Origin of the sequence: Hymenobacter sp. BT491 (assembly GCF_014349165.1) — a bacterium.
GTDB classification, from domain to species: Bacteria; Bacteroidota; Bacteroidia; order Cytophagales; family Hymenobacteraceae; genus Hymenobacter; species Hymenobacter jejuensis.
This window is the reverse complement of sequence record NZ_JACSJJ010000002.1, coordinates 291,104-303,679: the sequence shown is the minus strand read 5'-3', so window position 1 is coordinate 303,679 and position 12,576 is coordinate 291,104. Positions and strand designations below refer to the sequence as shown.

The 12,576-nt window shown below is 55.7% G+C and carries 9 protein-coding genes; 5 read left to right on the top strand and 4 right to left on the bottom strand.

Annotated features, from left to right (window positions below):
* The first annotated feature begins 426 nt into the window (after positions 1–426).
* A complete protein-coding gene (locus H9I52_RS07145; RefSeq protein WP_187453303.1) occupies positions 427–732 on the top strand; it encodes a hypothetical protein in 306 nt (101 codons plus the stop codon).
* Between the two features lie 144 nt (positions 733–876).
* On the opposite strand, the gene H9I52_RS07140 is transcribed toward H9I52_RS07145, so the two are convergent.
* Positions 877–1,209: a hypothetical protein gene (locus H9I52_RS07140; protein ID WP_187453302.1), complete on the bottom strand. Its 333-nt coding sequence runs from the start codon at positions 1,207–1,209 to the stop codon at positions 877–879.
* A 135-nt stretch (positions 1,210–1,344) separates the two neighbouring features.
* On the opposite strand from H9I52_RS07140, the gene H9I52_RS07135 reads away from it, so the two are divergent.
* Positions 1,345–3,576, top strand: coding sequence for a M3 family metallopeptidase (locus H9I52_RS07135; protein WP_187453301.1), 2,232 nt, complete (start codon positions 1,345–1,347; stop codon positions 3,574–3,576).
* A 158-nt stretch (positions 3,577–3,734) separates the two neighbouring features.
* Here the strand turns inward: H9I52_RS07135 and H9I52_RS07130 are convergent, their stop codons facing one another.
* Together H9I52_RS07130 and H9I52_RS07125 are read right to left on the bottom strand one after the other, a co-directional pair.
* Positions 3,735–4,634 carry an SDR family oxidoreductase gene (locus H9I52_RS07130; protein ID WP_187453300.1) on the bottom strand — a complete coding sequence of 300 codons (900 nt, stop codon included), beginning with the start codon at positions 4,632–4,634 and terminating at the stop codon, positions 3,735–3,737.
* A 139-nt stretch (positions 4,635–4,773) separates the two neighbouring features.
* Complete coding sequence (locus tag H9I52_RS07125) at positions 4,774–5,352, bottom strand: Crp/Fnr family transcriptional regulator (protein ID WP_187453299.1); 579 nt, start codon at positions 5,350–5,352, stop codon at positions 4,774–4,776.
* 247 nt (positions 5,353–5,599) lie between these two features.
* Between H9I52_RS07125 and H9I52_RS07120 the strand changes: the two genes are divergently transcribed.
* Together H9I52_RS07120 and H9I52_RS07115 are read left to right on the top strand one after the other, a co-directional pair.
* A complete protein-coding gene (locus tag H9I52_RS07120) occupies positions 5,600–7,159 on the top strand; it encodes a serine hydrolase (RefSeq protein ID WP_262385983.1) in 1,560 nt (519 codons plus the stop codon).
* A gap of 133 nt (positions 7,160–7,292) precedes the next feature.
* Positions 7,293–10,685 (top strand): DEAD/DEAH box helicase, encoded by a 3,393-nt coding sequence (locus tag H9I52_RS07115; RefSeq protein WP_187453297.1) that lies wholly within the window; start codon positions 7,293–7,295, stop codon positions 10,683–10,685.
* A gap of 30 nt (positions 10,686–10,715) precedes the next feature.
* Here the strand turns inward: H9I52_RS07115 and H9I52_RS07110 are convergent, their stop codons facing one another.
* Positions 10,716–11,564, bottom strand: coding sequence for a HEAT repeat domain-containing protein (locus tag H9I52_RS07110; RefSeq protein ID WP_187453296.1), 849 nt, complete (start codon positions 11,562–11,564; stop codon positions 10,716–10,718).
* Positions 11,565–11,891: 327 nt separating this feature from the next.
* Here H9I52_RS07110 and H9I52_RS07105 point away from each other — a divergent pair, with 327 nt between their 5' ends.
* Positions 11,892–12,548 carry a hypothetical protein gene (locus H9I52_RS07105; RefSeq protein WP_187453295.1) on the top strand — a complete coding sequence of 219 codons (657 nt, stop codon included), beginning with the start codon at positions 11,892–11,894 and terminating at the stop codon, positions 12,546–12,548.
* Positions 12,549–12,576 lie beyond the last annotated feature (28 nt).

The window sequence follows — 12,576 nt, the reverse complement described above, 5'->3', positions numbered from 1 at the left end:
CCACTCCGGCCCAACGTCAATTCCGAAAACGGAAAGTTTGTGGCTCAGGGCTTGAGCAATCGGTTATGGATTGCGGCGTACAGGTGGGATGCCGTTCGGCAGCGTTTTAGGTTGGGACAGCCCAATAACCGCTTTGAATAAGAACGTTTGGCCCCTGGCTCGACTCAAGACTTTTACATAAACATATAATAACCAAGGTATTATAAAACAGCAATCCTTCTTGCTTCTAAGTATTAAAACATATAATTATGTGAATAATAAACAACGGCTTTGCGCTTTATGGGGCGCGGCCCCTTGCTTTCTGCTTACGACCGCCCGCCCGGCAGCGCATAAGTAGTTGCTCAATAGCTGCCGCCAGGAGCAGAATAGCCAAGCCGTTGCAGGGTAGCTAGAAGGAATTACTGTTTCATTGAACCAACTTCTCTAATGGCAAAGATTCTGCAAGTGACTGACACACAGAGTATTTTGGTTGAGGCGAGCGCCCAAGCGAAGCAAATGCTGAACGATGCTTTCACCCGCGTCAAGCAGTATCAAGACACAGCAGCCGGCGACCCACCGAAGCCGGACAAATTCTTTCCTAACGGGATTGAGCTGATTTACGTGAAAGTTGAGGCTGGACTGACCGAAAAAACCAAGGTAACCGTCGAGCTTAGGATAGCTGGAGAGAAGGGTGTGAAAGGACTAGCGGATGGCATTGAAAACACAGAGTCCAACCCCGGTAGCGTTGGTTGATCGGCAAGCTTTCTGGCACCCCGATTGCACTATGCAACTAATTGACAAACTGGTATTTATGAAATAACACTGGTAAGCTAGCCCCCTCTTTAAAACGGAGGGGGCTTAGCCCTACCCCTTGCTGTTCAACGGACTAACCGCGCATTACCGGTTCATGAGCAGGAAGAGCAGGTTGTGGTACAGAACGCCCAGCTCGCCGTCGTGGCGACCGTAGAGGCCGGCGTCCTCCATGAGGTCTTCCACCTCTTCGTAGTCCTGCACAAAATCCAGCTCTACGTCGTCGGAGGCATTGCTGAGGTAAGTCAGGGTGACGTAGCGGCGCTTGGCTTCCAGCGTCACAAACAGCTTCTGGCCAGGGGTTTGGGCAATCAGCAAGGCGTCGTGTTGCTGGATGCTGCCGGTTGCCGTTTGGGTTTGGATGGTCGTCTTTTCGCCTTCGGGCGTGTGCAAAAGAAAGGTGCTGCTGTCTAGGCTCATGCCCCAGTATACGGCAACGGCGGCAGATGCAACCAGAAGTCGCCATCACCATCGCCCAGGGAACCCGCGGCCACGAAGCCGACTTTAGGTAGTACATTCATTGCTGGTACTGTCGAAACGACCTATTCTTCCTTTATGTCCAACCCTTTCACCTTTTCGGGTGGGCGGCTGCTGGCGCACGCTCTGCTCACCTGTAGTCTTGCCGCCAACATGAACCCTACCCCCAGCCTTGCCCAAACCGCCCCCGCGGCGGGCTTCTCGGCCCGCGCCGATCTGAACCCGTTGCTGGCCCCGTGGGCCGGCCCCTTTGGCGGCGTGCCGGCCTTCGACAAAGTGCAGGTGTCACAGTTTAAGCCCGCTCTGGAAGCTGCCATGGCGCAGAATCTGACTGAAGTTCAGGCGATTGCCAACGACAAGAAGGCTCCGAACTTCGAGAACACCATTGCCGCATTGGAGCGGGCTGGCCACGCCCTCGACCAAGTGCAGACGGTGTACGGCGTCTGGACCGGCACCATGAACAACCCCGAGGTGCAGACGGTGCAGCGCGAAATGGCGCCGCGCATGGCCGCTTTCGGCGACCAGATCACGCAGAACGAGCCCTTGTTCAAGCGCATCGAAGCGGTGTACAACTCGCCCGACAAGAAAAAGCTGACGCCCGAGCAGCAGCGCCTGACGTGGGTGTATTACAACAACTTCGTGCGTTCCGGCGCCAAGCTCGATGCCAAAGCCAAAACGCGGCTGTCGGAAATAAATCAGCAGCTGGCAAGCTTGTTTACGCGCTTCAGCCAGAACGTACTGGCCGACGAAACCGACTCGGTGCTGGTGCTGAAAACGCCCGCCGACCTTGCTGGCTTGCCCCCGTCGCTCCGCGACGACGCGGCCAACGCGGCCACTGCGCGTAAGCTCACGGCGGCCGGTGTGATCACGAATACACGCTCGTCCATCGATCCGTTTCTGACGTATTCCGACCAGCGCAAGCTCCGGGAAAAGGCGTGGCGCATGTTCGTCAACCGCGGCGACAACGGCGGCGAGCACGACAACAACGCCCTGATCACTGAAATCTTGCAGCTGCGCGCCGAGCGTGCCAAGCTGCTTGGCTTCCCCACGCACGCCCACCTGCGCCTCGACAACACAATGGCCAAAACCCCAGAGAAGGCCATGGCCTTGATGGAGGAAGTGTGGACGCCGGCTGTAGCCCGCGTGAAAGAGGAAGTAGCTGATATGCAGGCACTTGCTAAAAAGGAGGGCGCCACCTTCAAAATAGAGCCTTGGGACTACCGCTACTACGGCGAAAAAGTGCGCAAAGCCCGCTACGACCTCGACCAAAACGAGGTAAAGCAGTATCTCCAACTCGACAAGATGCGCGAAGGCATGTTTTGGGTGGCTGGTGAGCTGCTCAACTTCAGCTTCACGCCCGCTCCCAACGTGCCCGTGTACCACCCCGACGTGAAAGTGTGGGAAGTGAAAGACAAAACCACCGGCAAGCACGTGGGCCTCTGGTACTTCGACCCCTATGCGCGTCCCGGCAAGCGCTCCGGCGCCTGGATGAATGCCTACCGCAACCAAGAGCGCATGGACGGCGAGGTAACTACCATTGTATCAAACAATTCCAACTTCGTGAAGGGCAAAGACGGCGCGCCCACGCTCATCTCCTGGACCGACGCCACCACGCTGTTTCACGAGTTTGGCCACGCCCTGCACGGCCTGTCTTCCAACGTCACGTATCCGTCGCTTGCGGGCACGAGCGTGGTGCGCGACTACGTGGAGTTTCCGTCGCAGCTGATGGAAAACTGGCTGCCGACGCCGCAGGTGTTGCAGCGCTTTGCCGTGCATTACCAGACCGGCAAACCTATTCCGCAAGCCCTCGTCGATCGCATTGAGAAGGCCTCGACCTTCAACCAGGGCTTCGAAACCACCGAGTTTCTGGGTAGTGCCCTCATTGACATGAAGCTGCACTTGGCCGGCGACCAGAAAATCGACCCCGATAAGTTTGAGCGCGAAACCCTTACGCAGCTCGGCATGCCCAGCGAGATCGTGATGCGCCACCGCACGCCGCAATTCTCGCATGTGTTTTCCAGCGACGGTTACTCGGCCGGCTATTACAGCTACCTTTGGTCGGTGGTGCTGGCGGCCGACGCGTTCGGCGCGTTCACCGAAGCCGGCGGCCCCTACGATAAAGCCGTCGCCAAGCGCCTGAAAGACAAGATTTTCTCCGTTGGCAACACCGTCGATCCCGCCGATGCGTATCGTTCGTTCCGCGGCCGCGACCCGAAAATCGATGCATTGATGCGCGAGCGCGGCTTCCCGATGAAAGACGCCAAAGTCAGCAAGCCCACCGACAAGAACGCGACAGGCAAAAAGAGCTAGCCTGCTGGCACTTCACACTTTGATTTAACCCACACAAAATCAACTAAATACCAAGAAGCCCCAGGTGCATCTGCATCTGGGGCTTCTTCTTTCATGCCTTTAATTCGAATCGCTTAGCGCGTGTGTGAGCTATTCGTTTTCGGCTCTTCGGCCTGTTCTTATTTCACCACTTCATCCGTTGCAATTGGGGCTTCTTGTGCGTTGAAACCGTAGTTATGCGCCCATCTAGCCTTGATTTCGGCGCGGCTTTCGATGAATTCTTTATCGGTGCCTTGGGCAATGGCGTCGAGGGGAAAGCGTAGCGGCCGAGTGCCGTCGGGCATCTCTACCAGCTCCAGCACGCCATCGGCAATGACTTGGGGGTTCATGTCGAACTCGGTCATTTTGCCAAACAGGCCCGCCCCGATGGTGTTGAACTTCTGGGTCGCGGCCTCACCGTAGGCGGCCACAATGTCGGCGCGGTCGGCGTGGATGCCGGCTTTGCTGCCGTTGTTCATCTCGGTGGGGTACACGCCGGGCTGGATGGTCACGTTCTCGATGCCGTAATCCCGGAGTTCGTCCTGCAAGGTTTCAGTAGCCGTTTCCACGGCAAATTTACTGATGAGGTAAGGCCCCATAAAGGGCACCGCGAAACCACTGGCCCCGGAGGTCAGGTTGATGACCAAACCGTGCTTAGCGGCGCGCATGGCGGGCAGCACGGCTTGGTAAGTTCGCAATACACCGAACAGATTGACATCGAGCATCTTGCGAATTTGGTCGAGCGAGTAAGCTTCCAGCAGCCCGAAGCCCGACATGGCCGCGTTATTCACCAGCACATCAATGCGGCCGTGGCGGGCCAGGGTGTCGGCTACGGCTTGCTGCACGGAATCTTCGAGGGTGATGTCCAGCTCCACCACATTCACGTTGGGCAGGGCGGCAAGTTCCTGAGCTACGGCGGCGTTTTTGCCGGTGGTGCCGCGCATGCCAGCTACTACAGTATGACCGGCTTGCGACAGAGTTTTGGTCATCAGTTTGCCAAAGCCCGTGCTCGTGCCGGTTATCAAAATGATCTTTTTCATGGGTTCTGAGAGGTGTTGTAGTGGATAAGTCGTTATCAGAGGTAACGATGCAAAGGTCCACTCAACGGCCCGCCCTGCCCTTGATATTTGGTAAGAACGCACTTGACATATGTCAAGCGGCGGCGCCTGACCCGGCCCGTTATTTTCGGGCGAGCTGCTTGCGAACGCGGCTGAGCGTTTCGGCGGTCATGCCCAAGTAAGACGCGATCATCGCCAGCGGTACCCGGTTGGCCAGATGCGGCGACGTGCGCAGAAAGTCCTGGTATTTCTCCTCCGCCGAATAGCTGATGGCGGCGTGAATGCGGTCCTGAATGACGTTGAAGCTGCGCGCCAAGATGGCGTTTATCATGTCCTGAAAAGCCGGAATTCGACGAAACAGCTGCTGAAAACTTTCGTCGGTAAACAGCAGCACCGTGCTGTCTTCCAAGGCGTCGACGTTGGACTGCGCCGGCTCGCCCGACAGCAAGCTCTGCCGATCGCCGATCCAGCCGTTTTCCACGGCAAACGAGATGATGTGCTCCTGTCCTTTCTCGTCAACCCGGTACAGCCGCAAACACCCCTGACACACAAAACAATGGCTGTGCCACCGTTCGCCGGCCTGCGCCAGGTATTGCCACTTGCGCAGGTGCTTCACCGTTGCCGCCGCCCGGATCAGCTCCAGCTCTTCGTCGGTGAGAGAAATCTTGGCGCGCAGGTAAGCTTCAAAAACTTCGAACATGGTGGCGTAAAAGAAAGCAAAAAGCTTCAACTCCGCTTGCCCTGAAAAGCTGCTCTTTCCCCAACGATAGTCAGCCACCAGTTCTCTTGAGGAAAGTCGGATCCAACTCACATACCCCTGATTTTCAAAAACTAACCCTTCCTAAGCTTCAGCTATTTTCGCAGAAGTATATAGCTTGCCTTCCTATTCTCACTCTCAAACCAAACGAATGCTACGATTTCTACTAAGCGGAACGTTAGCACTTGCTATGGCACTGCCAGTTTTGGCCCAAATGCCCAGCGCTCCACCTACTGCGCCCCTGGATATCGCTGCGGTAGATGCGGCCGTGGCGCGTACCCTCCAGGCCTTCGATGTGCCGGGCATGGCGGTGGCCGTGGTGAAAGATGGGCAGGTAGTGATGGCCAAAGGCTACGGTGTGCGCTCCTTGAACACCAAAGTGCCCATGGATGCCAACACGCTGTTTGGTATTGCTTCTAATACCAAAGCCTTCACCACGGCGGCCCTGGGCTTGCTGGTGGATGAGGGCAAGCTGCGCTGGGACGATAAGGTGACCGACTACATTCCGGAGTTTCGCTTGTACGATCCTTATGTCACGGCCGAGTTTACGGTGCGCGACCTGCTCACCCACCGCAGCGGCCTGGGGCTGGGAATCGGCGACCTGATGTTTTTCCCGGATTCGGCCGACTTCACCAACAAAGACATCATTCACAACCTGCGCTATTTCAGGCCGGCGTCTTCGTTCCGCAGCCAGTTTGCCTACGACAACAACCTCTACATTGTGGCGGGCGAGATTGTGGCGCGCGTATCGGGTCAGTCGTGGGCCGATTTCGTAGAATCGCGTTTGCTGAAGCCATTGGGGATGACACACAGTGCGGCTGGTTTTGCCCGCCTACACGATGCCAGCAACGTCATTGATGGCCATTCAATGGCCGATGGCCATCTGCAAGTGATTCGGCGTCATACGAGTACCTTGGATGGTGCGGCAGGCGGAATCTATTCCAGCGTAGCTGACCTCAGCATCTGGGTCCGCATGCTGCTTGGCGGTCCGGGCGCCCCACCTTCGCTGCTGAGCCCGGCCATACAGCGGGAACTCTGGACGCCGCAGACCATTCTGCCGGTTAACCCAGTGCCGACTCCCTTCAACACGCACTTCGCGGCTTACGGACTGGGTTGGTTTCTGCGCGACGTGCGCGGCTACAAAGAAGTATCGCACACGGGCGGACTGGAGGGTATGGTGACCAAAGTGACCCTGCTGCCCGAGCTGCACCTGGGTATTATCGTGCTCACCAACCAGGAAGTGGGCGCTGCCTACGCGGCAATTACCAGTGCTATTGAATTCCATTACCTGGGCCTCACTGGCCAGGATCCGGTGCAGACTGCAATAAACCAAGTTAAGGCTCGCCAAGCTGGCGCCGACCAAACCACGGCCTCCGTCTGGAAGCAGGTAGCTACCGCGCAGAAAGCCGCCGGGAAGCATCCGGACTACACCGCCTACGTTGGCCGCTACCATGACCAGTGGCTAGGCGACGTGAACGTGTACAAGCAAGGCGAGCAGCTGTGGCTGAAGGCCCAACGGTCGCCGCGGCTGGTAGGGCAACTTCTGCCGTATCGCGGCAGTACTTACGTGGTGCGTTGGCGCGACCGCAGCTTCAACGCCGATGCCTTTGCCGCTTTTGCCCTGGACGAGCAAGGTCAAGCCGCGAGCCTGAAAATGAAGCCCATCTCGCCGCTCACCGACTTCAGCTACGACTTTCAGGACCTGGATTTGCAGCGGGTAAAGCAAGGTACCCCCGTAGTTATAAAATGAGAACGTGACGTGCTGGGGTATGGTGAGTTGATGTGCCAGAGATTGGATTTTGGTACAAATGGCTCGTTGCTGTTCCAAGGTCGCGCTGTAGACTGCCTGGTTCGTACCTTAGTAGTTGAACTACGTTGGGCGTATGCCAGAGTTATCTGATAATCAATTAGCTACAGAAGGCTCCTCGAATCCTCGTCAATACTGCTTTGCCGGGGCCTCTATTTCCACACTCACCCGCGCCGAGGTGCTTCGGCACTGTCCTACTGCTTTTCTGGCCGATATTCACGCGCTGACAGCCATTCAGCCGAAAACGCTCACGCTGGATTTCGGCTCGTTTGGCAGCACAGCCTCAGTTTCCGGCTCGCTGGAGCTCCCGACGGTAGTAGTGGAACAGCAGGCCGAAGGCTTGCTCCTCTCCTGCGGCTGCACAGCCCCCAAAACGACCTTGTGCGAACACCAGGCCCAAGTGCTGCTCAGCATCCTGCAACGCCCGGAGCTGCGCGTATTCTTCGACCCCAAACAGCGCCGTGAGCTGTTGCAAGCAACCGCCCGCGACTACGGCCTCGAACACGCTCCCGACCTCGACGCCCACTTTCAGCTGACCTACGGCCGGCCTTCGGTGGTGGTTACGCCGCGCGAAGCGGGGCTGTGCCCGGTAACCACGGCCACCACCCAAGAGCTTGTGAATCAGCTACTTCCGCAGCGGCGCGAGGCAAAACCGGAAGTCATTAGTAATCAACGCATTATCATATTCGGCAAGCACAAGTATTACGGCCACTTGACCCTTCAGCTAGCAGAAGCGGCGCTTACGGCGGCGGGAAAAGTCAAAAACCCGGTGACGGTGCTCAACCCGCTCGACAGCATCTGGCAAACCTCCGACGCGGCCGAGCTGAAGTTTTATACCGGCCTGGCCCGCTTCCAGAACAACTACGACGACACCCGTTCCGCGGCCGCCATCGAGGCGCTGCGGGCCGTGCTGCACAACCCCCAGTGTCTGCCCGTTTTTGCCCACAACCCGACCGTGTCGGACAAGCTGACGGCCCAGGCGCTCACGCCTTTGCAGCTGCGCTTGGTGCCGACGGAGTTGCGCCTGTCAGTAACGGAGAAGGGCGAGTTTTACGAGGTGGCGGGCCAGATGCAGCTCGATGGCCAGCCGGTAGAGTTAAAGACGCTTTCGGTGCGTTTCGAGTATTTCGCAGCTGTCAACGGTATCTTATACCTACTTGACAATCAAGACATTTGGCGCATCATCGAGTTTTTCACAAAGCGCAACAACACGCTGCTCATTCACCGGAGCAAGTTCATCGAGTTTCGGCGCGACGTGCTGGCCAACCTCGAAGACCAGATCCACATCGACTACTCCTACACCCGGCCGGCCACCCGTGAGCAGCTCATCAGCCACGGCTTCGATAAGGCACCGGAGAAGCTGCTCTACCTCTCCGATGCCGGCGTGCACGTGGAGGTGCTGCCCGTGGTGCGCTACGGCCGCATCGAAGTGTCGATTTTGTCGCGCAAGCAGCTCTTCAGCATCGATGAGCTGGGCAACCCCTTCGCCCTGACCCGGGACGAGCCCGCCGAGCGGCACTTCCTGACGGCCCTGCTGCGCCACTACCCCGCGTTTCAGGAGCAGGTGCAGCAGTCGTCGTTGTACGTGCCCAAAGCGTTGTTTCTGGACGAAGAATGGTTTTTGACGGCCTTCGAAGACTGGCAGCAGGAGCAGATCACCATCCTGGGCTTTAACCAGCTCAAAAACAACACCTTAAACCCCAACCGCGCCCGCGTTACGGTGCGCGTTACGGGCGAAACCAACTGGTTCGACACCAAAGTGCGGGTAAGCTTCGGCAAGCAAAACGCCACCTTACGGCAGCTTCAACAGGCCATTCGCAACAAAAGCCACTACGTACGCCTCGACGACGGCACCCGCGGCATTTTGCCCCAGGAGTGGGTCGAGAAGTTTGCCCGCTACTTTGCGGCCGGGGGGGTGGTCGAGGATCGGATTCGCACGCCTAGTGTCAACTTCTCGGCCATTCTGGAATTGTACGACCCCGAAGCCTTAGCCGCCAATGCCAAAGCCCAGCTGGCGACCTACCAAGCTGCTGTAGAAGACTTTACGGGCATCGAGCCGGTGCCGGTGCCGCCGGACCTCCACGCGACCCTGCGCGACTACCAACAGCAGGGCCTGAACTGGCTGAACTTCCTCGATACCTTTCGCTTCGGGGGCTGCCTCGCCGACGACATGGGCCTGGGCAAGACGCTGCAAGTGCTGGCCTTCATCCTGTCGCAGCGGGCCAAAGGGGCCAGCGCCGCCAACCTGGTGGTGGTCCCGACGTCGCTGGTGTTCAACTGGCAGGCCGAGGTGCAGAAGTTTGCGCCTTCCCTGCGCGTACACGTGCTTCACGGCCCCGGCCGCCAGCACGACGCGGCCCTGTTCGACGCCCACGACCTCGTGCTGACGACCTACAACACGCTGGTCTCCGACATTCGTCAGCTCCGCCACTACTGCTTTCACTACGTCTTCCTCGACGAAGCCCAAGCCATCAAAAACCCCGATTCGCAGCGCTACAAGGCCGCTTGTCTGTTGCAGGCCCGCAACCGCGTGGTGCTTACGGGCACGCCCATCGAGAACAATACCTTCGACCTTTACGGGCAGCTTTCCTTTGCCTGCCCCGGCCTGCTGGGCACCAAGCAGCACTTTCAGGACCTCTACGCCGCGCGCATCGACAAATTCAAGGAGGACAAGCCCGCGCGGGCCCTGCAACGCAAAATCAGCCCCTTTGTGCTGCGCCGTACCAAAGCACAGGTAGCCAGAGAGTTGCCCGACAAAACCGAGATGGTGATCTACTGCGAGATGAGCACCGAACAGCGCCGCGTGTACGAAGCCTGCAAAAAGGAATTCCGCGACCTGATCATGGGCAACCACACCGAAACGCAGCTCAAAAGCAGCGCCCACGTGCTGCAGGGCCTCACCAAGCTGCGCCAGATCTGCAACTCCCCCGCCCTGCTCCCCGACCAGGAAAGCTACGGCCACCAATCGGCCAAGCTGGAGGCGCTGGTAGAGGAAATCCGCAACAAGGCCCCGCAGCATAAAATCCTGATTTTCTCGCAGTTCGTGAAGATGCTCGATCTGATCGGGCATGCGCTCCGGGCCCACGACATTCCGTTTGAGCAGCTAACCGGCCAGACGAAAAACCGCGCCGCCCGCGTGGGCGCCTTCCAGCAGAACGAGTCGGTGCGGGTGTTCCTGATCAGCTTGAAAGCGGGCGGCACCGGCCTCAACCTCACGGAAGCCGACTACGTCTACCTCGTCGATCCGTGGTGGAACCCGGCCGTTGAGAACCAGGCCATCGACCGCAGCCACCGCCTCGGCCAGACCAAAAAGGTGGTTGCCGTGCGCCTCATCTGCCCCGACACGATTGAGGAGAAAGTCATGCACCTACAACAAGCCAAACGCGAGCTAGCCGACGGCCTGATCAAAACCGACGTAGCGCTGGTGAAGTCGTTGACGCAGGAGGAGTTGCTGGAGTTATTTAGGTAAGCAATTACTATTCAATAATTTATAAGCAAATCACTTGCTATAACTTTCAATCACAGTTGTAATTACGGCATCTTCAGGGAGTGATAGCAGAAAAGCCAACCCCTTATCTGTACTCACTTCCAACAATGATTCGGCGCTGTATTCTCGTACGTGTGGATCTGAGTGAGTGCACAACCGAGCTAGCATTTGGCAAGTGTGCGCGTGCTTGAACACAGGCAGCGCACTAGCCAAATACTGAAGGGAAGTACCATTATTATCCTCCAACAGAAAAAGCAGTTCGTGCGGATCGGTTTTGCGGCGCTTTCGGCTGATGTATGAGAAAAGCGTAGCAATTTCATCTTCGTCTTTCGCAGCTTTAAGACGCTCTATCAATTCTGCAAAAGGCGGTACCGCTACCGGAGGCTCTATCTTCTCTCGTTTAATTCGTCCTTTTATATCCCCACGAGAAATACACATAGGGCAGACGCAAAGCGCGGTTTTAGTGTGACTATCAGGAGAATATCGCCAACCTACAGTTTGAGGAAGCGACACTGCTTTCAAAATTTCAGCTGGCTCGATTTTCCTTTCAATCAGAAATTCGTAGCCCAATTTGTCGTCTAACTGCATAAATGCACCTATTGCTTGCCCTAAAGGAGCCTTTTGGTGCTGTGTGCCGTATTTTCCAAACCAAACTTCCTCCTTATCGGGCAGTTTGAAATGAATACCAACGTAAGTTCTTGCTCCCCTACACCGCAACTCTCGCAGCCATTGATGCGAGACAAAAAAGTCAGGGGTTTGCGGCATGAAAAATACGCCATGCTCATACTTACCTATTTTTATTCCGCTTCGGAGAATGTGCTTTGCGTCCTTTTTGTCGGCTAAATGAATGAGTGTGGGCATATCAGCCGTGTTTTCCTAATTATGTCGTTTTGACGCAAGTAAATGAGCTAGGCTGTAAGGGCAGTAGCTAATCTGTTGAAATTTTAGCTCCTTCATGTAAACATGCTGAGCTAAAGTGAAGCATTCATATACTCTAGCAGAAAAATTGAGATTGGCGGGTAGCTTAAACATTAGTGGATTCGCTGTGGCACCATCGTGCTATTGAATTACTCGCTTCCTACAGCTGCCAAACGCTACAGAATAGAAAATTTGCTTATAGACTGTCTTCAACTTCAATGAATACTAATTCTGCATTCATCGATTCTAAGTGTACCTAATTGACACAATATGGATTCCCTGAAAATATTTTTAAGCGTTGGAGGGACAGCCAACGAAAAACAAGAATCTTTTATTCAGGCAATTGAAGAACGTCTAAGAAGCGAAAACCTAATTCCTAACACGGTTGGAAGAAATCAGTTTAGCGTAGACTCTCCTTTAAAAGCTGTTATTGAGTGTATGAAAACAAGTTCTGGAGCAATGATAATTGCTCTTGAAAGAACATATTTTCCTTACGGTATTGAAAAACGTGGTGGACCTAAAGAATCTGAACTAAAAGAAAAAAGGTATGCAACACCTTGGAATCAGATTGAGGCAGCATTGGCCTATTCCAAAGGCTTACCAATAATGATTATAGTGGAGGAAGGAATACAAGAAGAAGGTTTGCTTGAAAAAGGATATGACTGGTATGTTATGGCTGTCAAGCCCGATTTTTCGACACTTAATTCGAAGGAATTCAACGGAGTCTTAGCTAGTTGGAAAAAGAAGGTCGAAGCATTCCAAATAGAGAATGCAAAGGATTCACGCACAAGTGATCTTTCTCTACTGACAACAGGAGAATTTCTTAGGCTATTAAAACCGTCGCAAATCTGGGCGATCTTAGCGGCATTAGCTTCTCTACTTGCAGGAGCATTTGCATTAGGGGCTAATTTCCATACTCCTAAGTAGCGAACAACCCATTCCCAGTCGGCACCGA